At 61.1% G+C, this 22,548-nt stretch carries 14 protein-coding genes and 3 pseudogenes; 11 read left to right on the forward strand and 6 right to left on the reverse strand.

Annotation, left to right across the window (positions count from 1 at the left end; genetic code table 11):
• The 3 genes and pseudogenes from ASF84_RS29375 to ASF84_RS13345 all read left to right on the forward strand — a co-directional run.
• Positions 1-1,537, forward strand: a pseudogene (locus ASF84_RS29375) (DUF4347 domain-containing protein); the annotation flags it as partial.
• 4,372 nt (positions 1,538-5,909) lie between these two features.
• Positions 5,910-7,385 (forward strand): TolC family protein, encoded by a 1,476-nt coding sequence (locus tag ASF84_RS13340; RefSeq protein WP_056839104.1) that lies wholly within the window; start codon positions 5,910-5,912, stop codon positions 7,383-7,385.
• 520 nt (positions 7,386-7,905) lie between these two features.
• Complete coding sequence (locus ASF84_RS13345) at positions 7,906-8,262, forward strand: hypothetical protein (RefSeq protein WP_056839105.1); 357 nt, start codon at positions 7,906-7,908, stop codon at positions 8,260-8,262.
• 328 nt (positions 8,263-8,590) lie between these two features.
• Here the strand turns inward: ASF84_RS13345 and ASF84_RS13350 are convergent, their stop codons facing one another.
• Together ASF84_RS13350 and ASF84_RS13355 are read right to left on the reverse strand one after the other, a co-directional pair.
• Positions 8,591-9,301 carry a hypothetical protein gene (locus tag ASF84_RS13350; RefSeq protein ID WP_177339467.1) on the reverse strand — a complete coding sequence of 237 codons (711 nt, stop codon included), beginning with the start codon at positions 9,299-9,301 and terminating at the stop codon, positions 8,591-8,593.
• A 57-nt stretch (positions 9,302-9,358) separates the two neighbouring features.
• Entirely contained in the window at positions 9,359-10,543 is a 1,185-nt protein-coding gene (locus ASF84_RS13355) for an aldo/keto reductase (RefSeq protein WP_056839109.1), read from the reverse strand.
• A 188-nt stretch (positions 10,544-10,731) separates the two neighbouring features.
• Between ASF84_RS13355 and ASF84_RS13360 the strand changes: the two genes are divergently transcribed.
• Together ASF84_RS13360 and ASF84_RS30210 are read left to right on the forward strand one after the other, a co-directional pair.
• The gene (locus tag ASF84_RS13360) at positions 10,732-11,712 is read left to right on the forward strand and encodes an AraC family transcriptional regulator (RefSeq protein ID WP_056839111.1); all 981 of its coding nucleotides are present in this window, start codon (positions 10,732-10,734) and stop codon (positions 11,710-11,712) included.
• A 22-nt stretch (positions 11,713-11,734) separates the two neighbouring features.
• Positions 11,735-11,821 (forward strand): annotated as a pseudogene (locus tag ASF84_RS30210) (IS5/IS1182 family transposase); the annotation flags it as partial.
• 43 nt (positions 11,822-11,864) lie between these two features.
• Here ASF84_RS30210 and ASF84_RS13365 read toward each other — a convergent pair.
• Both ASF84_RS13365 and ASF84_RS28490 read right to left on the reverse strand, forming a co-directional pair.
• The gene (locus tag ASF84_RS13365) at positions 11,865-12,587 is read right to left on the reverse strand and encodes a FadR/GntR family transcriptional regulator (protein WP_056839113.1); all 723 of its coding nucleotides are present in this window, start codon (positions 12,585-12,587) and stop codon (positions 11,865-11,867) included.
• Positions 12,588-12,811: 224 nt separating this feature from the next.
• Positions 12,812-13,002: pseudogene (locus tag ASF84_RS28490) on the reverse strand (dihydroxy-acid dehydratase); the annotation flags it as partial.
• A 190-nt stretch (positions 13,003-13,192) separates the two neighbouring features.
• Here ASF84_RS28490 and ASF84_RS13370 point away from each other — a divergent pair.
• Genes ASF84_RS13370 through araH form a run of 5 tightly spaced genes read left to right on the forward strand, consistent with a single transcriptional unit; the run spans position 13,193 to position 19,194 of the window.
• Complete coding sequence (locus ASF84_RS13370; protein WP_056839115.1) at positions 13,193-14,773, forward strand: aldehyde dehydrogenase (NADP(+)); 1,581 nt, start codon at positions 13,193-13,195, stop codon at positions 14,771-14,773.
• Between the two features lie 36 nt (positions 14,774-14,809).
• Positions 14,810-15,673, forward strand: a complete 864-nt coding sequence (locus ASF84_RS13375) for an SMP-30/gluconolactonase/LRE family protein (RefSeq protein WP_056839117.1) — start codon at positions 14,810-14,812, stop codon at positions 15,671-15,673.
• 39 nt (positions 15,674-15,712) lie between these two features.
• Complete coding sequence (locus tag ASF84_RS13380) at positions 15,713-16,717, forward strand: substrate-binding domain-containing protein (protein ID WP_056839119.1); 1,005 nt, start codon at positions 15,713-15,715, stop codon at positions 16,715-16,717.
• Entirely contained in the window at positions 16,714-18,216 is a 1,503-nt protein-coding gene (gene araG / locus ASF84_RS13385) for an L-arabinose ABC transporter ATP-binding protein AraG (protein ID WP_056839121.1), read from the forward strand. The genes ASF84_RS13380 and araG overlap by 4 nt, the downstream gene beginning before the upstream one ends.
• 9 nt (positions 18,217-18,225) lie before the next feature.
• A complete protein-coding gene (araH, locus tag ASF84_RS13390) occupies positions 18,226-19,194 on the forward strand; it encodes an L-arabinose ABC transporter permease AraH (RefSeq protein ID WP_056839123.1) in 969 nt (322 codons plus the stop codon).
• 121 nt (positions 19,195-19,315) lie between these two features.
• On the opposite strand, the gene ASF84_RS13395 is transcribed toward araH, so the two are convergent.
• Positions 19,316-20,464, reverse strand: coding sequence for an aldose epimerase family protein (locus ASF84_RS13395; protein ID WP_056839125.1), 1,149 nt, complete (start codon positions 20,462-20,464; stop codon positions 19,316-19,318).
• 136 nt (positions 20,465-20,600) lie between these two features.
• On the opposite strand from ASF84_RS13395, the gene ASF84_RS13400 reads away from it, so the two are divergent.
• Positions 20,601-21,368, forward strand: a complete 768-nt coding sequence (locus tag ASF84_RS13400; protein ID WP_056839127.1) for an SDR family NAD(P)-dependent oxidoreductase — start codon at positions 20,601-20,603, stop codon at positions 21,366-21,368.
• Positions 21,369-21,697: 329 nt separating this feature from the next.
• On the opposite strand, the gene ASF84_RS13410 is transcribed toward ASF84_RS13400, so the two are convergent.
• On the reverse strand, positions 21,698-22,429 hold the full coding sequence (locus ASF84_RS13410; protein WP_056839132.1) for a GntR family transcriptional regulator: 732 nt from the start codon (positions 22,427-22,429) through the stop codon (positions 21,698-21,700).
• Positions 22,430-22,548 lie beyond the last annotated feature (119 nt).

Here is a 22,548-nt window from a genome sequence, read left to right on the forward strand (position 1 = left end):
TGCGACCCGCTATGCCAGTTATGTCTCGGGCGCCACCAGTGGCGCGCTGGTGTTCCAGTACACCGTGCAGGCGGGCGACACCGCCGCCAGCGGCCTGGACATCGGCAGCCCCCTGGACCTCAATGGCGGCAGCGTGCGCGATGCGGCCGGCAACGACCTGAACCTGAACCTCAATGGCCTGGGCAGCGCCGCCGGTGTGTTGGTGGATACCACGGCACCGACCGCCAATAGYATCGCTCTGGTCGATACCAACCCGACCACCAGCAGCAYGGTCAACTACACCGTGACCTTCAGCGAGGYCGTCAGCGGCGTGGACAGCGGCGACTTCGCGCTGGCCTTTACCGGCGGTGTCAGCGGTCGTATCGCCTCGGTCACCCAGGTCGATGCACGGACTTACCGCTTTACCGGCGGTGTCAGCGGTCGTATCGCCTCGGTCACCCAGGTCGATGCACGGACTTACCGTGTGCAGGTTGACAGCCTGACCGGCAACGGCAGCGTGCGCCTGGAYCTCAAKAGCAGCGGCACTGGCATCGTCGATGCCGCCGGCAACACCATCGCCGGTGGCCTGACAGGCGCCAGCTATACCATTGATCGCGTGGCCCCAGCGGTCACCGGTGTGGCCGTTCCGGCCAACGGCACCTATGTAGCCGGGCAGAACCTCGACTTCACGGTCAACTTCAGCGAGACCGTGACGGTGGATACGACAAGTGGTGCGCCGCGTATTGCCGTCACCCTGGAYACCGGCGGCACCGTGTACGCTGACTATGTGTCGGGCTCTGGCAGTAACGCCCTGGTGTTCCGTTTGACTGCCGCCAGCGGACAGTTGGACAGCAACGGCATCAMTTTGGGGAGCAGCCTCGACCTTAATGGCAGCCGCATCACCGACCTGGCCGGCAACAGCAGCGCCGCCGCACTCAACGGCGTGGCCAGCACGGCCGGTGTGAATGTCGATGGCGTGGTTCCGACCGTGCTCAGTGTCGGCACCCCAGTAGCCGATCTGTATAACGCCGGCGATGTGCTGACCTTTACCGTCAAGGCCAGTGAAGYCCTGCAAACCGGCACGCCGGCACCACGGCTGGCACTCGATGTGGGCGGTGTGACCCGTTACGCCACGTATGTCTCCGGCAGCGGCAGCGACACGCTGGTGTTCCAGTACGTGGTGCAGGCCGGTGATACCGACAGCAATGGCATCGCGGTGGGCAGCCTGGACCTGCGCGGTGGCGCGCTGACCGACGTGGCCGGCAACGACCTGAACCTGMCCCTGAACAACATCGGCGACCTGACCGGTGTGCAGGTCGACACCACGGCACCGACCGCCAATAGYATCGCTCTGGTCGATACCAACCCGACCACCAGCAGCAYGGTCAACTACACCGTGACCTTCAGCGAGGCCGTCAGCGGCGTGGACAGCGGCGACTTCGCGCTGGCCTTTACCGGCGGTGTCAGCGGTCGTATCGCCTCGGTCACCCAGGTCGATGCACGGACTTACCGTGTGCAGGTTGACAGCCTGACCGGCAACGGCAGCGTGCGCCTGGACNCTACATGGGCACCTCGACATTCTCCGAGTACACCGTGCTGCCGGAAATCTCGGCTTTACCGGCGGTGTCAGCGGTCGTATCGCCTCGGTCACCCAGGTCGATGCACGGACTTACCGTGTGCAGGTTGACAGCCTGACCGGCAACGGCAGCGTGCGCCTGGACCTCAATAGCAGCGGCACTGGCATCGTCGATGCCGCCGGCAACACCATCGCCGGTGGCCTGACAGGCGCCAGCTACAACATCGACCGCGTCGCGCCTGGCGTTGTCAGTGTTGATGTACCCGCTAACGGCACCTATGTGGCCGGGCAGAACCTCGACTTCACGGTCAACTTCAGTGAAGCGGTGCAGGTGGATACCACAGGCGGCACTCCACGCATCGAGGTGACCCTCGACACCGGCGGTACCGCGTATGCGACCTACTTGTCCGGCGCCGGCACCGATACGCTGGTGTTCCGCCTGACTGTCGCCAGCGGCCAGCTGGATACCACCGGCATCAGTGTCGGCAACAGCTTCCAGCTCAATGGCGGGGCAGTCCGTGACAGCGTCGGCAACAATGTCGCTACCGCCCTCAACGGGCTGGGCGATACCTCGGGTGTACGGGTTGACGCCGCAGTACCGGGGGTGGACTCGGTCGGCCTGCCGGCTGACGGCAGCTACAAGGCCGGCGATGTCCTCAGCTTTACCGTCAATACCAGCGAAGCCGTGGTGGTCGACACCGCCACCGGTACGCCGCGCCTGGTGCTGAGCGTGGGCGGGGTCACCCACTATGCCAGCTATGTTTCCGGCGCCGCCAGTGGCGCACTGGTGTTCCAGTACACCGTGCAGGCCGGCGACACCGCCGCCAGCGGCCTGGTGGTCGGCACTACCCTGGACCTCAATGGCGGCAGCGTGCGCGATGCAGCCGGCAATGACCTGACGCTGAACCTCAATGGTTTGGGCAGTGCCGCCGGCGTGCTGATCGATACTTCGGCGCCGACGGCCAGCAGCCTGGTGCGGGTCGACGGCTCACCAGGCAGCAGCGGTTCGATCAGTTACACATTGACGTTCAGCGAGAACGTCAGCAGCGTGGATGCCTCGGACCTCAGCCTGTTTTTCACCGGTACCGCGTCCGCCAGCATTGCCAGCGTCACCCGGATTGATGGTCGAACCTACACCGTGGTAGTCAATGGCATCGCCGGCAGCGGCAGCCTGCGCCTGGACCTGAATGGCAGCGGTACCGGCATCATGGATACTGCGGGCAATGCCATCGTCGGCGGCCTGACCGGCGCCAGCTACAGCATCGATCAGGTCGCGCCCGGCGTGGTTGATGTCGATGTGCCGGCTGATGGCAGCTACAAGGCCGGTGATGTCTTGAGCTTTACCGTCAACACCGGCGAAGGCGTGGTGGTCGACACCGCCACCGGTACGCCGCGCCTGGTGCTGAGCGCAGGCGGGGTCACCCACTATGCCAGCTATGTTTCCGGCGCCGCCAGTGGCGCACTGGTGTTCCAGTACACCGTGCAGGCCGGCGACACCGCCGCCAGCGGNAGGCGGGGTCACCCACTATGCCAGCTATGTTTCCGGCGCCGCCAGTGGCGCACTGGTGTTCCAGTACACCGTGCAGGCCGGCGACACCGCCGCCAGCGGCCTGGTGGTCGGCACTACCCTGGACCTCAATGGCGGCAGCGTGCGTGATGCGGCCGGCAATAACCTGGCGCTGGCCCTCAATGGCCTGGACAGCACCGCTGGCGTGCGGGTGGACACCACGGCGCCGACGGCCCGCGGCATCGTTCTGGTCGATCCGACACCGGCCAACAGCAGCACGGTCAGCTTTACTGTGACCTTCAGCGAGAACGTCAGCGGCGTCGATGTCTCTGACCTCGGCCTGTTTTTCACCGGCACCGCGTCCGCCAGCATTGCCAGCGTCACCCGGATTGATGGTCGAACCTACACCGTGGTAGTCAACGGCATCGCCGGCAGCGGCAGTCTGCGTCTGGACCTCAATGCCAGTGGCACCGGCATCAATGACGCAGCAGGCAACGCGCTCACCGGCGGCCTGACGGGCGCCAGCTACAGTGTTGATCGTGTCGCACCCGCGATCACCAGCGTGGCCGTTCCGGCCGGTGGCACCTATGTGGCCGGGCAGAATCTGGACTTCACGGTCAACTTCAGTGAAACGGTGCAGGTGAATACCACCGGTGGCATTCCACGCCTCGAAGTGACCCTCGACACCGGTGGCACTGCTTACGCGACCTACCTGTCCGGTAGCGGCACCAATGCCTTGGTATTTCGCCTGACCGTTGCCAGTGGTCAGCTTGACACCAATGGCATCAGCGTCGGCAACAGCCTCCAGCTCAATGGCTCGACTCTGCGTGATGCGATCGGCAACAACGTCGCCACCGTCCTGAACGGGCTGCCGGACACGTCACAGGTACGCATCGATGCCATCGTGCCGACTGTCACCATCGTGGGACTGCCGACAGCAGGGGCCTATAACACCGGCGATGTGTTGCGCTTTACCGTCAACGTCAGCGAGACAGTCAACGTCGATACCAGCACCGGCACCCCGCGTGTCGCGCTGACCCTTGGCGGCGTGACCCGCTATGCCACCTATGTGTCCGGCTCCGGCAGCAATGCGCTGGTATTCGAGTACACCGTGCAGGCTGGCAACAACGCCGCTGGCGGCATTGGCTTGCCAGGTACGCTCGACCTCAACGGCGGCGCCGTGCGTGACGCGGCGGGCAATGCGCTGGACCTGGCCCTGAATACGCCTGGCGTGGTGGGCGGTGTGGTGATCGATACCGTGGCCCCTCAGGTCAGCGATATCGTGCGCGTCGACCTGAGCCCGACCAGTAGTGGCTCGGTGCGCTACACCGTGACCTTCGACGAGAGCGTTTCCGGTGTCGACAACGCCGACTTCGCGCTGGTCTTCAGCGGCTCGGCCAGTGGCCGGATTGCCTCGGTGGAGCAGGTCAACGGCCGCACCTACCTCATTGTCGTCGACAACCTGAGCGGCGTCGGCAATGTGCGCCTGGACCTGAACAGCAGTGCAACCGGCATTGTCGACGCGGCGGGCAACCTGCTCACCGGCGACTTGCAAGGCAGCAGCTATAGCATTGATCGCGTGGCGCCAAGTATCACCGGGGTGGACGTTCCGGCCAGCGGTACCTATGTGGCCGGCCAGAGCCTGAGCTTCACCGTGCGTACCAATGAAGCGGTGCTGGTGGACAGCGGCGACGGTAATCCGCGCCTGGCGATCAGCCTCGACAACGGCACAGTGGTCTATGCCGACTACCTGTCCGGCTCGGGCGGCACAGCTCTGGTGTTCCGTCTCAACGTCACCAGCGGCATGGCTGGCAACACCACTTTTGCGGTGGCGCCGTCCATCGACCTCAATGGCGGCAGTATCCGCGATGCCCGTGGCAACGACGCCAATACCGGTCTGAACAACGTCGGCGACACCCACGGTATCCTCGTCGATGCCAGGGCACCACGTCCCTCCAGCATCGTGGTGGACGGCCCGGTACAACCGGGCGCCAGTACGCTCACCTTCACCCTGACCTTTGACGAGGCTGTCAGCGGCGTCGACCTCAGCGACTTCAGCGTGATCAGTACCGGCAGTGCCAGTGGTGCGGTGCAAGCGGTCCAGCAGCTCGATGCCACGACTTACCGAGTCATTGTGGGCAACATGAGCGGAGCAGGTGCGCTGGCCTTGAGCCTGAGCGCGCTTAACAGCGGCATCCGCGACCAGGCCGGCAACGATCTGGCGCGGGGCTTCGACAGCGCACTGCAGACCATCCAGTCGCAGGATATTGGTGACCTCAATTATCGGATCAATCCACCGGACACCCTCAACACGCCGCAAGCGGCGGTGGTGCAGCCACAGGTGCCGGGCTTGGTGGTCACTGACGCTGTGTCGCCACTGGCTACTCCCGGCCTGTTCGACATCCGCACCGTGGGCGGCAACCTGCAGCCCCTGGGTACTATCTTTCTCGGCAATGGCAGCAGTGCGCCGAGCTTCATTGCTCAGGTATTTGGCAGCAGCGCGATCGGTGGCAGCCAGAGTAGCCAAGGTGGCTTTGGTGGTAGGGAGGGCGGCCTGCTAGGTAGCAGTAGCACCTTTGCCAGCATTTTCAGTCGTGAGGTACCAGGCGTCAGCGAGATGAATGTGTTCGATGGCGACCAATGGAAGCAGAGCGACCTCAACCAGGGTGCGCGTGGTGTTTTCGGCGCACCGACTCTGGGGCAACAACTGCAACAAATCAATGAAGCCGACCGGCGCCATGTGCGCGAGTTGGCCAAGGCCCTGGCTCAATCGGCACAGATCGGCAAGCGGGCATGAAAAACAGCACAACACTTGATACGCAGGCCATACCAGGGGGTGGCCCAAGGATGAATAAAACTCACAAACTGTTTGCCGCGAGTCTGCTGACGCTGGCCATTGGTGGATGCGCCGTGACCAGCGAGCCGATCGATCGCAGTGCCAGCGAGGCGCGAGCACGCACCGACCTGGCGACCATTTTCAAGGATCAGGAAGCCCTCAGCGGGCCGCTGACCCTGCATCAGGCCATGGCCCGTGCGGTGAAGTACAACCTCGAGGCGCGACTGAAAGTGATGGAAGAAGCCCTGGCCAAGCGTCAGGTCGATCTTTCCAGCTTCGACATGTTGCCGCGCATGGCGCTGGCTGCAGGCTACGCCGGACGCAGCAACGTCGGGGCGTCCAGCAGCCAGAGCATCCTGACCAATACCCAGTCTCTGGAGCCCTCGACTTCGCAGGACCGCAATCGTGACGTCGCTGACCTGACCATGGTATGGAACGTGCTGGATTTCGGGGTCAGCTACGTCAGCGCCAAGCAGCAGGCTGACCAACGGTTGATCCTCCAGGAGCGCAAGCGCAAGGTCATCCACACCATCACCCAGGACGTGCGTTCGGCGTACTGGCGCGCGGTGGCGGCGCAGCGCCTGCTGAACCAGATTGACACCCTGATGGGGCGTATCGATCAGGCCCGTGACAACAGCCAGCGCATGAGCGCGGAGCGGGTCGGCGACCCGGTGCAGACCTTGAGCTACCAGCGCGCCCTGATCGAGGCCACCCGCCAGCTGGAGCAGCAGCGCCGTGCGCTGTCGCTGGCCAAGACCGAGCTGGCTGCGCTGGTCAATCTGCCACTGAACACCGACTTCAGCCTGGCACTGGAAGAGGGGTATGCAGTGCCGGTGTTCAAGGGTGACTTCGCTCAGCTGGAGCAACAGGCCCTGGCCAGTCGTCCGGAACTGCGCGAACAGGATTACCAGGCACGCATCAGTGCCGCCGAAACCCGCAAGGCCATGCTGCGCCTGCTGCCGGGCCTGGAGTTCTCGCTGGGCGGGCATTACGACAGCAACTCGTTCCTGACCAACCAGAGCTGGGCCGACTACGGCGTCAAGGTGACCTGGAACCTGTTCAACGTGCTGTCCGCACCGGCAGCGATCAAGGTCGCCGAGGCGGGCGAAGACGTCGCCACGGCGCGCCGGCAGGCCATGTCCATGGCGGTGCTGGCCCAGCTTTACGTGGCCAATGCCAACTACAAGGAAGCGGTGCGTCAGTTCCAGACCAGCGAAGAACTGGCGAAACTCGACGGGGAGATTGCCGTCCAGCTACGCAACCGTTACCAGACGCAGAACATCGGCGAGCTGGAGCTGATCCAGGGCGAGCTGAACAACCTGCAGACCCAGCTCAAGCGTGATCTGTCCTATGCCGAACTGCGCAATGCCTATGCACAGTTGCACGTCAGCTCAGGGGCGGATCCGCTGCCGGATAACCTGCCGGACGACAAACTGCAGACCATTGCCAATGCCTTGCAGAGCAGCGAGGCGGGCTGGGGGCGGTGAGCATTGAGGCTCTTCAAATAGCGGGCAAATCGCCCGCGCCATAAACGTTCCGATACCAGCGCGGACCTTGGAGTCGCGGCTGCAATCATTGGCCGCGGGCTACTGCATCTATGCGCTGTACCCGCGCAGCCGGGGCTGGAGTGAATGGGCGGTGCCCGCCAGTTATCACACGTAATCTCATGTCGAGTCCTTGTGGACCTGATCGCACATCAATGCTCGCTGTGTGACGCGTCTGGGACCACAGCGCATGCTGGGCATCGGCACCCGGCTGGCAGGTACGGCCGGGCTGACGCTGCTGGTGGCCGATTACACAATGGGGCGGGCTGACCAGCATGGTGCTGTGCCTGTGTGCCGGGTGGTGGGCTGTTGCGGGGAGGGGTGCCTGGTGATGTAGGGGTGTTCCCACTGTGCGCACCACCGTTCGTCGCTAATGACCCTACAAACGCCAGCCGGCTCCTTTTCAATTTTCCCTATGCCCAGCCGACGTAACCTTACAAATAGTAATTTCTGGAGGGGCTTCATGTCATTGATTCCTGTACGTATCTCGCGGCGCATGACGTCGGGAATTCTGGGTCTGCTGATACTGACCGCCGTGGCAATATTTGCCGTGATTACGCTGGGCGGCAAACCCCGATTGGTGGCGGCCGGAACGGAGGCGGCCGAGCAGTCGGCCAGTGCCATTACCTCCGAGTTGGCCTTGCCGCTGAACCGCATCGAAGGCACCGCCGCTGCCATGGCTATTCTGGCTCAGACCCTGCCTCGCGATACGGCGATCTTTGAAAGTAACCTCTCGGGCATCAGCGCATTGCGCGAACTGGGCAAGGGCATGCAGTCGATTTCGGGCCGCCTGGGCGAATTGAGCCGGGGCGGACGATAAGGCATTGATTGCATGCCGTTCGAAGCGTTTGCGTGGCAATTCGCGAATAGTAGGCTCGGTGCGGCTTTGCCGCACCGAGCACGGCGACCCCGTTGGCACGCGTGAACGTGCTGCCCGACTGTTTGCCTATGGCAGGCAAGAGGTGGCTGTTTAGCGCTTCACGAAACCCCGCGATGAATGGCCACCCGTTCAGTGGACTTGCAGGCCAACCAATGCTCGGCCATGTAGGCGAAAGTGCGTTTTTCGTGGGGCAATTGACTCTCGACCTTGCAGCTTCTCGACCCAGGCGCGTGCGGGAGTGCCTGTTTTTTCGCTCGACTCTTTATTTTCAAGTCGGAGGGCTGAGCGCAGAAGGTTTTCTTGCGCCTGCTGCAAGGTTTAACCACAGCAGCATGGCAGTGAGAGAGGCGGCCAGTATCAGCGTAAGCCACATCATGACCAGCACGCTGAACGTGACGCGATTGTTTAACTCACGAAAAATGCCGAAGGCAAAAGCGGTGTACCAAGACACACCCGAAACTGCACCTGATGCGAGAAACAAGGCCGCTCTGCTGCGGGCGACGCCAAAGAGCAGGGGGCGGCTCAAGTCGCGTAGTGCTTCTGGCAACACAAACGCATGGATGATGATGCCATTGATGGTCAGGGCGATCACCACAAGTATCTTTGCCCAGAGTTTGGGGTTTTCCAGTTTGTCCGGCGACTCCATCGCGTATAGGGCCAGGAAACCCAGGCCTGACAGCCATAGGAGGCATAGTCCGGTAGTGACCGCGTCGCTGATGAAGTGAAAGGTGCGTCCGATTTCAACCGGTAGGCTCCCCCGGCGCAGCCAGCGGAAAATCCAGAGGTCCAGCATGGTTGCCCCGCCGAGACCGAAGCACATACCGAGCAGGTGTAGACCGACAAGGAGTGTCAGAACGTTCAGCGGTGGGAGTGGATCAGGCAAGGGAATGCTCAGCGCAAGTGTGTCTGCGAATAAGTGACCGCTACTGGAGAGCGCAAGCAGGCCGCCGAAAATCATGAAAGACGTTCGTATCTTCATTGGTTACGACCTCAGGCCAGTGTTCTTATTCGGCAGGTAGCATGGGCGTGGGCCCATTCAGGAAGGAACCGGTGCTTGCGCATCGATCAGGCTCTGGCTCTTGAGCTCCTGCCAAAAGGCTGACGGAATACCGACCTTCATCGCTTGTACGTTAGAAACGATCTGCCCTGGTGAACGCGCCCCCGGAATGATCGCAGACACTTGCGGATGTGCCGCGGCGAATTGCAGGGCGGCGGTATGAATGTCGATGCCATGTCGGCTGGCAATTGCCATGATTCGCGCGCGTTTTTCTACCGCTCCGGCCGGTAGATCCAGGCTGAAGTTATATCGGCTGCGCCCTCCCAGAAATCCATCATTCAGGGGGGTGCCAACCACGACACTGGTGCCCTTGCTTCTCAAGGCCGGAAGGGTGTTGCGCAACGCATCGCTGTGGTCGAGGAGGGAATACTGGCAGGCAAGCAACACGATGTCGGGCGTCGGGTCATTACTGGTTAGCGCCTGAACCACGGCGTTCGGTGTATTGACGCCGAAGCCCCATGCCTTGATGAGTCCTTCATCACGCATTTTTTCAAGCTCAACCATCGCCCCTGTGCGTGCAATCTGATACGCCGCTTCCCATCCCCCTTCCAGCTCGGTGTTATCTGGCGAGAGATCATGGATAAAGACGATATCGATACGGGGTAATCCCAGACGCTGCAGGCTGTCTTCCACGGAGCGACGCGTGCCTGCTGCGGTGTAGTCATATCGGTAGTTAAAGGGCGCCGGCGACTTCCAGATGGCATGGTCCGCGCGCACGCCACCAGCGGCCGTCAATACGCGGCCGACCTTGGTAGAGACCACATAATCACCTGGATTTTTGCCGTGCAGGAAGCGGCCCAGACGATATTCACTCAAGCCAAACCCGTAGAACGGCGACGTGTCATAAAGCCTTACACCTGCCCCCCAGGCGGCCTGCAGAACCAGGGCCGCCTGCTCGTCGCTGATCGGCGCAAAGATATTGCCAATCTGCGTCCCGCCCATACCAAAGCGTTGAGGCGTCATGTATCGCAGTGTATGCGAAGGCAAATTGAGGGGCAGGTCTGAGCGTACGAGCCGTCCTTGCGTAGGCATCACGCTCCCGCGCTCTGTCAGCGAAGAGGGCGCCGGGGCTGCAGCCACCGAACTGGCAAGACTCGATGCGGGCAGTAAAGCGGCTGCAACAGCACCCGCCGCTGAATAAGTAAGAAAATCTCGTCTGTCCATCCAGTGTTCCTTTCGCGACTGAGGGTTCACGGGCTCATCGAAGCCCGTCTTCATGCGAGAAACTAGAACAACGAGGGTTGGCCGGGTGACCCTAATGCGCCCTATCTTTTGCACAATCCTGCCGATGCACTTGTGCTGGTCACGCACTGGCAGCAGACTCGAACATTCCGTAAACAGGGGGGCATATCATGACGAGCGGTTCCTTCTCGCAATTCGGTTTCGGCCGTGTGCAGTCCCTGGCCATGAGCGAACCCGCTCAGCCCAACGAGCGCCTCCAGTTACTCAGACGGCTTATCGAAAAAGTCACCACGCAGATTGGTTTGAACGAGGTATGCGCAACATCGATTCCAGGATTGACCTTTTATCGAATGGCCGAACTGGGTACGCCCACGTACTGCATTTATGAGCCTTGTGTCGCCATCATTCTGCAGGGGGCGAAGGAGATTACATTCGGTGAGGAGGCCTGTGAGTTTGGACAGGGCGCGTTCTTCGTCACGTCGGTCGATATACCCACACTGGCTCGCGTGACCGCGGCCAACGAGCAGACCCCTTATTTATCCGTTGTGTTGAAGCTCGATCTTGCCATGCTCAATGAGGTGATCCAGACCCTGGAACCCACAAGGCAGGAAATGGCTTCTCAAGCACGAGGCTTTGCATCGGGTGCGGCGTCGAGTGAGATGCTCGACGCGTTCACCCGACTCTCCACACTGATCGAACGGCCGCTTGAGGCAGGCTTGATGTCGAACCTTATCAAGCGGGAGATATGCGTTCGGCTGTTGCTCAGTAGCGCAGGCCAGTGGCTGCGCAGCGTCACGCGCGATGGTTACCGAGACAAGGGCATCGTGAGAGCCATTGAATGGTTGAAACATCATTACGACAAACCGCTGCACGTGGCCGATCTCGCCCAGCGATCGGGCATGGCCAGTTCTACGCTGCATCACAACTTTCGCAAGCTGACAGGCACCAGTCCCGTTCAGTATCAAAAGTCGTTACGGCTGCAAGCCGCGCGCAGCCTGATGTTGACCGACAGGGTCGATGTGAACACGGCCGCCTTGCGGGTCGGCTATGAAAGTGTCGCGCAATTCAGTCGCGAATATGCCCGGCGTTTCGGAGCTCCACCCTCGAAAGACATCAAGCACGCACGGGAGAATGGTGGACGGCTCGACTAATCAGGCGACCCAGTCCAGATGAGCATGCGGCGCCAATGATCAGGCCATAGGCAAAAGCCGGGCGGGTAATACCAGCAAGATCCATCGGGCTACCCGTCGACCAGGGCTTCTCACCACAGCAAGCCCCCACCCACATTTTCTTTCACCTGGCTTCAGAGCGGCGTGAGCACATTCATTACCGTATCCAACGCCACCCGCGTGTCATCCAGTTGCACCAGCGAAGCATGTCGGGCACCAAGGGCGTCGCGGTTCTGGATCGCGGTGAGGATCGCCTTGTGCCGGGGCAGGCTCAGGCCCTGGATGTCCGGGCGGCGGTTGGTGATGTTGATCGACTCGCGCAGCGGCAACGACAGCATGTTGCACATATAGGCGAGCAAATCGTTGCGCGTGGCGTCGGCGATGGCGCGGTGGAAGTCCAGGTCGGCTTGCAGCAGGTCCTCGTGGGTCTTGGCGGTTTCCATGCCAGTGTAGGCTTTTTCGATGATGGCGATGTCTTCGTCGGTGGCCGTTGTCGCGGCCATGGCCGCGATTTCCGGTTCGAGGATGCGTCGAACACCGGCCAGGGTATTGAAAAATTCACTGTGAGGCGTGGACTGCATCAACCAGGACAATACGTCCGGGTCGAGCAGGTGCCATTTCAAGCGTGGCCGCACCACTGCGCCGACCCGTGGTTTGGAATACACCAGACCCTTGGCGCTGAGCACCCGCGTCGCCTCACGCAGCACCGAGCGGCTGACCTTGTACTCCTCGCAGAGCGTGGCCTCCATGGGCAGCCGCTCTTCGGGCTTGAAACGACCGGAAACGATGTGCATGCCCAAGTCCTGGACGATCTGGGCATGCATACTCTTGCGCGGCTTGGGCGGTTGGTGATCCATGACGACAGGGAGGCTCTGGCTTGAATTGGCGGCATCATAGCATCCCGATTAGTGGGAATGCCGTGGGACTTCCGCCCTGCGGCAACCTGCCAGGAAGTCGAAGTCGCAACCCTGGTCGGTCCTTGGCACAGGGGCGATGTGCCGTTGGCGATACCCGCCGGCGATGAGTTGGCGGGCAGATCCATGTTGCCGACTTCGGCCATGCCTGGATAAGCCTTGGGCCAGGCGATCTGGCGGAAATGCGCGTTGCATGAGGTCAGCTTCGACCCACTGTTGCAGATGCCGATGATCGGTTTGTCATGGAACTGATGGTCGGCGATGCCTTGGTTCTTCATCCTGCTGCGGTCCATGAAGCCGTTCTGGTCGGCTGTACCCAACCACTGGACGCAGCGGAGGTCGGGCTCTTGTCCGACAGGATTGATGTTCTTATTGTATGACTATATGTTCTTTTTTTCTTAAAAATAAGTAAAGTGTCGAAGATTTTTGAGAGTTGTTTTGTAAATAGTCCTACTATATAGTCGGCCTTAACGGAGGTATGACCTTGGCGGATTTTAGCGAGAGGCGTCCCACGAGCTTTTATAAGAACAACAATCAGAGATCGAGCCATGACCCAGTATTTCGGCCACAACTACATCGGCGGCCAGCGCAGCGCCAACGGCGGCGTCAAGCTGCAGAGCATTGACGCGACCACTGGCGAAGCCTTGCTCCAGGAGTTCTACCAGGCCACCCCGGAGGAGGTCGACGCCGCGGCCAAGGCCGCCGCGCAGGCTTACCCGGCGTACCGCGCCTTGAGTGCCGCGCGCCGCGCACAGTTCCTGGATGCGATAGCGGGCGAACTGGATGCCCTGAGCGATAACTTCATTGAATTGGTTTGTCGTGAAACCGCACTGCCGGCAGCGCGCATCAAAGGCGAGCGTGGGCGTACCAGCGGCCAGATGCGCCTGTTCGCGAGCGTGCTGCGCCGCGGTGATTTCTACGGTGCGCGCATCGACAAGGCACTGCCTGATCGTCAGCCGTTGCCACGCCCGGATTTGCGCCAGTACCGCATCGGTCTCGGCCCGGTGGCGGTGTTCGGCGCGAGCAACTTCCCGCTGGCGTTCTCTACAGCAGGCGGTGATACCGCAGCGGCACTGGCGGCAGGTTGCCCGGTGGTGTTCAAGGCCCATAGCGGGCATATGGCCACGGCTGAGCAGGTGGCCAGTGCAATCATTCGCGCTGCTGAAGCGACCGGGATGCCGGCCGGCGTTTTCAACATGATTTTTGGTGGCGGCGTCGGCGAAGCGCTGGTCAAGCACCCGGCAATCCAGGCCGTGGGCTTCACCGGTTCGCTCAAGGGCGGTCGTGCCTTGTGCGACATGGCCGCGGCACGCCCGCAGCCGATCCCGGTGTTCGCCGAGATGTCGAGCATCAATCCGGTAATTGTGTTGCCCCAGGCCCTCAAGGCCCGGGCTGAGAGCGTGGCCCGCGACCTGACCGCTTCGGTGGTGCAGGGTTGCGGTCAATTCTGCACCAACCCTGGCCTGGTGATCGGCATCGCATCGCCTGAATTTACAGCGTTTACTCAACGTGTGGCTCAACTGATCGGCGATCAACCGGCACAAACCATGCTCAACGCCGGCACCTTGGCCAGCTACAGCAAGGGCCTGGAAAAACTCCTTGTGCACCCTGGCATCCAGCACTTGGCAGGCAATGCCCAGGCGGGCAACCAGGCGCAGCCGCAACTGTTCAAGGCTGATGTACGACTGTTGATAGACGGCGATGAAGTGCTGCAGGAAGAAGTCTTCGGCCCCACTACGGTGTTTGTCGAAGTCGCTGACCAGGCCCAGCTCAGCGCCGCCTTGCACGGACTGCACGGTCAACTGACCGCCACGATCATCGGCGAGCCGGGCGACTTTCAACAGTTCGCCGAACTCACGCCGCTGCTGGAACAGAAAGTCGGGCGTATCTTGCTCAACGGCTACCCGACCGGCGTGGAAGTCTGTGATTCGATGGTGCACGGCGGGCCGTACCCCGCGACATCGGATGCCCGTGGCACCTCGGTCGGCACCTTGTCCATTGACCGGTTCCTGCGTCCCGTGTGCTTCCAGAACTACCCTGACAGCCTGCTGCCGGATGCGTTGAAAAACGCCAATCCGTTGCGTATCCAGCGGCTGGTCGACGGCACGCCCTCGCGCGAATCGCTGTAACGCGTACCTGAGACCAACAAGTATCCAGGAGGCACCATGTCGTTTCACGCTGTGACCGCGCATCGGGCTCAACTGGGGGAGGGCCCGTTCTGGGACGCGCCCACCCAGTCGTTGTACTGGGTCAATATCGCCGGCAAACAGGCGCTGCGCCTGATGGACGGGCACTTGCAGGTATGGCAGTTGCCCGAGCATGTCTCGGCGTTCATCCCCTGTGAAAGCGGCGATGCCCTGGTGACCTTGAGCAGCGGTGTTTATCGCCTCGACCTGGCCACCGAAGCCCTGACGCTGCTGTGCGTGGCCGACCCTCAAGCGGGCAACCGGGGCAATGAAGCCCGTTGCGACGCCCAGGGTCGCCTGTGGCTGGGCACCATGCAGAACAACATCGGCGAGCAGGGTGAAGACCTGCCCATCACCCGACGCTCCGGCGGCCTGTTTCGCATTGATGCCGATGCGCAGGTTACGCCGTTGCTGAGCGGCCTGGGCATTCCCAATACCTTACTGTGGAGCGATGACGGCACGCAGGTGCATTTCGGCGACAGTCTGGACGGCACGCTGTACCGGTACGGGCTTCAGCCGGACGGCCAGCTGCATACGGCGCACGTCTGGTTCGGGCCGCATGAGCGCGGTGGGCCGGACGGCTCGGCCATGGACGTGCAAGGTTGTATCTGGAACGCGCGCTGGGACGGCAGTTGCCTGCTGCGGCTAACGCCTGAAGGCCAGGTGGACCGCATCATCGAGCTGCCGGTCAGCCGTCCCACCAGTTGCGTGTTTGGTGGTCCCAACCTTACCACCCTGTATATCACCAGTGCCGCCAGCCCTTTGCATCACCCCTTGGATGGTGCGGTGCTGGCCATCGAGGTCGACGTGCCAGGCAAACCCTGTCACCGCTTTGCCGGTTAAACCCCAAGACTTGAAAAACAACAACAAGGAGTCACCCGTATGAATCGTCGTCGTGGTTTGCGTTCCCTGTGCTGCGCCGCTGTGGCGGTCTCGGCCATGAGCTTGAGCGGGCTGTTGCTGGCCGCTGAAGAAGTGAAGATTGGCTTTTTGGTCAAGCAAGCCGAAGAGCCGTGGTTCCAGACCGAGTGGGCCTTCGCCGAAAAAGCCGGCAAGGAGCACGGTTTCACCGTGATCAAGATCGCCGTGCCGGATGGCGAAAAAACCCTTTCGGCCATCGACAGCCTGGCCGCCAATGGCGCCAAGGGCTTTGTGATCTGCCCGCCGGACGTGTCCCTGGGCCCGGCCATCGTAGCCAAGGCCAAGGCCAATGGCCTCAAAGTGATCGCCGTGGACGACCGTTTTGTAGACGCCAAAGGCGCCTTCATGGAAGACGTGCCGTACCTGGGCATGGCTGCCTTTGAAGTGGGCCAGAAGCAGGGCGCCGCCATGGCCGCCGAAGCGAAAAACCGCGGTTGGGACTGGAAAGACACCTACGCGGTGATCAACACCTTCAACGAACTCGACACTGGCAAGAAACGCACCGACGGCTCGATCAAATCCCTGGAAGAAGCCGGTATTCCCAAGGACCACATCCTCACTGCCGCGCTTAAAACCCTCGACGTGCCCGGCAGCATGGACGCCACCAACTCGGCCCTGGTCAAGCTGCCCAGCGGTGCGAAAAACCTGCTCATCGGCGGCATGAACGACAACACCGTGCTCGGCGGCGTACGTGCCACCGAAAGCGCTGGCTTCAAGGCAGCCAACGTGATCGGTATCGGCATCAATGGCACCGACGCTATCGGCGAACTGAAAAAAGCCAACAGCGGCTTCTTTGGTTCGATGCTGCCCAGCCCGCATCTCGAAGGCTACAACACCGCACTGATGATGTACGAGTGGGTCACCAAAGGGACTGAGCCGCCGAAGAACACGGCGATTGACGAAGTGACCTTGATCACCCGGGCCAACTTCCAGGAAGAACTGAGCAAAATCGGGCTGTGGAAATGACCCCTGCCGCCTTGCGATTCGACGGCATCGGTAAAACCTTCCCCGGGGTCAAGGCGCTGGATGGCATCAGTTTCATCGCCCACCCGGGGCAGGTGCACGCCTTGATGGGCGAGAACGGCGCGGGCAAGTCGACGCTGCTGAAAATCCTTGGTGGCGCGTACATCCCCAACAGCGGCACGCTGCAGATCGGCGAGCAGACCATGGCCTTTAAAAACGCCGCTGACAGCATTGCAAGCGGCGTGGCGGTGATTCACCAGGAGCTGCACCTGGTGCCGGAAATGACCGTGGCCGAAAACCTGTTCCTCGGGCATTTGCCATCGCGCTTTGGGGTGGTCAATCGCAGCCAGTTGCGCAAGCAGGCGCTGGCGTGCCTCAAAGGCCTGGCGGATGAAATTGATCCGCAGGAAAAGCTGGGTCGCCTGTCCCTCGGCCAGCGCCAACTGGTGGAAATCGCCAAGGCGCTGTCCCGCGGGGCCCATGTGATCGCCTTCGATGAACCCACCAGCAGCCTCTCGGCGCGCGAGATCGACCGCTTGATGGCAATCATCACGCGCCTGCGCAATGAAGGCAAAGTGGTGCTGTATGTGTCGCACCGCATGGAAGAAGTATTCCGCATCTGCAACGCCGTTACGGTGTTCAAGGACGGGCGCTACGTGCGCACGTTCGAGGACATGAGCGCGCTGACCCATGACCAGTTGGTGACCTGCATGGTTGGCCGGGATATCCAGGATATCTACGACTACCGGCCGCGCGAGCACGGCGACGTGGCGCTCAAGGTCGACGGCCTGCTGGGGCCGGGCCTGCGTGAGCCGATCAGTTTCAATGTGCGCCAGGGTGAGATTCTTGGTCTGTTTGGCCTGGTCGGGGCAGGGCGTACCGAGCTGTTGCGCCTGCTTAGCGGCCTGGAGCGCTCCAGTGCCGGGCAACTGCAGCTTTGCGGTCAAGCACTGCAACTGCGCTCACCGCGCGATGCCATCGCCGCAGGCGTGCTGCTGTGCCCGGAAGACCGCAAGAAGGAAGGCATCATCCCGCTGGCCAGCGTCGCCGAGAACATCAATATCAGTGCGCGTGGCGCTCACACGACTTTTGGCTGGCTGCTGCGTGATGGCTGGGAGAAGGACAACGCTGACCAGCAGATCAAGGCCATGAAGGTCAAGACGCCCAATGCAGGGCAGAAGATCATGTACCTCTCCGGCGGCAATCAGCAAAAAGCCATTCTTGGCCGCTGGCTGTCGATGCCGATGAAAGTGTTGCTGCTGGACGAGCCGACCCGTGGCATCGATATCGGCGCCAAGGCCGAGATTTACCAGATCATCCATAACCTCGCGGCCCAAGGCATTGCGGTGATTGTGGTGTCCAGCGATCTGATGGAAGTCATGGGCATTTCCGACCGCATCCTGGTGCTCTGCGAAGGCGCACTGCGGGGTGAGCAAGCCCGCGAACACGCGACTGAATCCAACTTGCTGCAAATGGCCTTGCCACGCAGCCTGGCGAACTGAGAGATGACTATGACAACCCAAGACAACGCGTTGCCCTCGGCACGCAAGCCTATGGATATGCGCGCACTGCTCGACAACTGGGCCATGCTGCTCGCCGCCGTGGGCATCTTTGTGCTCTGTGCCTTGCTGATCGATAACTTCCTTTCGCCACTGAACATGCGTGGCCTGGGCCTGGCGATTTCCACGGTGGGGATTGCTGCCTGCACCATGCTGTTTTGCCTGGCGTCGGGGCACTTCGACCTGTCGGTGGGTTCGGTGATCGCCTGCGCCGGGGTGGTGGCGGCGATTGTGATGCGCGACACCGACAGCGTGATGCTCGGCATCGGCGCCGCACTGGGAATGGGTTTGATCGTCGGTCTGATCAACGGCATCGTGATCGCCAAACTGCGGGTCAATGCGCTGATCACCACGCTGGCGACCATGCAGATCGTGCGTGGGCTGGCGTATATCTTTGCCGACGGCAAGGCGGTGGGCGTTTCCCAGGAGCAGTTCTTCGTATTCGGCAACGGCCAATTGCTGGGCGTGCCGGTGCCGATCCTGATCACCATCGTCTGCTTTGTGTTTTTCGGCTGGCTGCTCAACTACACCACCTATGGACGCAACACCATGGCCATCGGTGGCAACCCGGAAGCTGCGCTGCTGGCGGGCGTCAACGTGGACCGCACCAAGATCCTGATCTTTGCCGTGCACGGTTTGATCGGCGCCTTGGCCGGGGTGATCCTGGCTTCGCGCATGACCTCCGGCCAGCCAATGATCGGCCAGGGTTTCGAGCTGACGGTGATCTCGGCCTGCGTGCTGGGCGGGGTGTCATTGAGCGGCGGTATCGGGATGATTCGCCATGTGATCGCCGGCGTGTTGATCCTGGCGATCATCGAGAATGCGATGAACCTGAAGAACATCGATACCTTTTATCAGTACGTGATCAGGGGTTCGATTTTGCTGCTGGCCGTGGTCATCGACCGCATGAAACAACGCTGAGGCATGGTCCATGAGGACTGAATGTGGGGGGGGGGGGCGGTCTTGCTCGCGAATGCGCAGTGTCGATCAGTCGATCTGTTCCTGACACACCGCAGTTGCGAGCAGGTCCGTTACCACAGTTTTAATCGGCGGAGAATTTGAAGACGGTGTTCTGGGTGTAGGTCTGCCCAGGGTTCAGGCGGGTCGAGGCAAACCCGGGCTGGTTGGGTGCATCTGGATAGTGCTGGGTCTCCAGGGTGAAACCACTCCAGTGCAGGTAAGTCTTGCCGGCCTTGCCCTTGACCGAACCGTCGAGGAAGTTGCTGGTATAGAACTGCACGCCCGGTTCGGTGGTGTAGAGCTGCAACCGCCGCCCCGACTCGGGGTCATGCACTTCGGCCGCCAGTTGCTTCACGTCACCTTGGGTGTCCAGCGCCCAGTTGAAGTCAAACCCGCCTTGTTTGGGCTCGGCAAACTTTAGCTGTGGATGGTCGTCCTTGATGTGCTGGCCGATCGGCGTCGGTTTCAGGAAGTCCATCGGCGTGCCTTTCACTGGCGCCACTTCGCCGGTCGGAATCAAGGTGGCGTTCACCGGCGTGTAATGGCTGGCGTGCAAGGTGGCGACTTGCTTGAGAATGTCGCCATTGCCCGCGCCGGCCAGGTTGAAGTAACTGTGGTTGGTGAGGTTGAGCACCGTCGGTTTGTCGGTGGTGGCCTTGTAGGTGATGTGCAGTTCGTTGTTCTCGTTAAGGCTGTAGGTGACTTCGGTCTTCAGGTTGCCAGGAAAGCCCATCTCACCGTCCTTGGACAGGTAGGTGAGGGTGACACCCACCGAGTCCTTGCCCTTGACCTCGGCGGCCTTCCATAACTGCTTGTCAAAGCCTTGCGCGCCGCCATGCAAGGCGTTGGGGCCATCGTTGAGTGGCACCTGGTAGCGTTTGCCGTCCAGCTCAAAGGCTCCGCCGGCCAGGCGATTGCCGAAGCGGCCGATGGTCGCGCCGAAAAACGCCGTGCCGGCCTGATACCCCTGCACATCGTCAAAGCCCAGCACCACGTCGTCGACCTTGCCGTTTTTGTCCGGCACTTTCAGCGACTGCAGCACGCCGCCATAAGTGATCACCGTGGCTTGCATGCCGTGGCTGTTACGCAGGATGTACTGCTCGACGGCCGTGCCGTCGTTGGTTTTACCGAAGGGCTTGTGTTCGCTGGTGAGTCCTGTGGCCTGGGCGCCGCCGCTGGCGATCAACATGGACATGGCCAGACCGGACAACAGATAACGAGGGTGCTTCATGGTCGAACTTCCTTTTGTTGTTTTGGCTGGAATAGTTCTACTAATATCGGTATTTTGTCGTTTTGACAGCGAATTTATAGCCTTAAATGCCGTATTTTCAAAATAAAATAAGACTAATTGAGCGAGGCAATCCTTCATGACGACTCAGCACGCGATTTATCCCGACCTCGAAGGCAAGACCGTACTGATCTCTGGCGGTGCCTCAGGCATCGGCGAATCCATGGTACGGGCCTTCGCGGTCCAAGGCGCCAAGGTGGGTTTTGTCGACCGTGCGCAGAGCGAGGGCGAACGCCTGGCGGCGCTGTTGAGTTCGCGCGGGCACACCGTGGCGTTTGTGAATTGCGACATCACTGACGAGATCGGCTACAAAGCCGCCATCGACCGCTTCGAACACTCACTGGGGCCGATCACCGTGCTGGTGAACAACGCGGCCAATGACGTGCGCCACACGCTCGAAGAAGTCGACTCGCAGATGTTCGACAGTTTGATTTCGGTCAACCTCAAGCACGCCTTCTTCGCCGCCAAGGCGGTGGTGCCGATGATGAAAAACGCAGGTTGCGGGGCGATCATCAACCTCGGTTCGGTGGGCTGGATGATGGCCTCCGCCGGCTACCCGGTGTACGCCGCCAGCAAGGCCGCCGCCCACGGTATGACCCGCGCCCTGGCCCGGGAACTGGGGCCGAGCGGCATCCGCGTCAATACCCTGGTGCCAGGTTGGGTGATGACCGAAAAACAGCTGGCGATGTGGGTCGACGATGCGGCCAGGGAACTGATCAGCCGCAGCCAGTGTTTGCCGGGCAGCGTACTGCCGGAACACATCGCCAATATGGCGCTGTTTCTCGCCTCCGATGCCTCGGCGATGTGTTCGGCGCAGAACTTTATTGTCGATGGCGGGTGGGTCTGAGTTGGAGCACTTTTGCTCAGGCAACACAGATCCGAAGCATGTGCTGTTGGGCTGGACCCGTTCCTTGTGCATCGTCACCGAAGGTCCGGTGCCGACTGCGGATACTAACCCGGACGCTGCGTTTCGCCTTGCCGTGGATACCGTGAAGGAAAAGCCGCAGGCCGCGTCACCTGACTTTCGGCAGAGCCAGATGGCTTTCAGTCATTCGTCGGTGGAGGGTAGCGGCCTCATCCTGGAGCGAACAAGTCTGGAGTTGTCGGTCATGTCGATGACCCACACTGTTGAATTCTATGACATCGAATCAAGGCATAGAGGCTGTGAGTCCGTATCTAAATACCTGCTTTAAAAACCCCACTGATCACAAACGAGTAGCGTTCCGGCTTTATGTAGAAGGTCGTGCGATCGCAGCAGCGGCCGTCGGCAAACCAGGAGGTGCGTTCCATCACCAGTAATGCCGCGCCACGCTTGATACCCAGTGCACCTGCCAGGCCTTTATCAGCCTGCTGTGCCCGTATTGCCATGTCGGCTCGGCTAACCGGACAACCGGTGACTTGCTCCAGTACTGAATAGATGGGCTGTTGTTCCACTTCCTTCCACACTACACCGGCCAGTTCGGCAGGGAGGTGGCTGCGCCCCAACGCGATGGGTTCGTCGTCGACGTAATGCAGGCGCTCCACGCAGAGTAACTTAGCTGCTTGCGGAAACAGGGGCCGCAGGCCTTCCGGGGTGGGCACCAACTGATGACCAATCACCTGCATGGTCGACTTCAGACCTTGAAGCAGCAACGCCTCATGAAAGCTGCGCAATGCATCCAGCCCATGGCGCAATTGTTTAGCGGCCACGAAAGTGCCTTTGCCTTGCTTGCGCTCAACCACTCCTTCGTCGCAAAGCTTGCCGATGGCCAACCGCACGGTCACGCGGCTAACAGCAAAGCGCTCACCGATTTCGGCCTCTGAGGGCAGCTTGCCTGACGGTTCAAAATCACCTCGGTGGATTTCCTCCAGCAGTTGCTGGGCGATTTGCTGATAAAGCGAAGTGCTGCTGTCGCGAAGAATCGTCACTGTTCTATTCCATGAGCGCTCAGGGCAGCCTCGCAGGGCTGAACCGTATTTGCTTCTAAGGTTATGACTAGATGATATTACTTCAACTTGTATTAATACGTATTATGTCGAGACATCCA

The sequence above is a fragment of the Pseudomonas sp. Leaf127 genome, assembly GCF_001423155.1.
In the GTDB taxonomy this organism is placed as follows: Bacteria; Pseudomonadota; Gammaproteobacteria; order Pseudomonadales; family Pseudomonadaceae; genus Aquipseudomonas; species Aquipseudomonas ovata.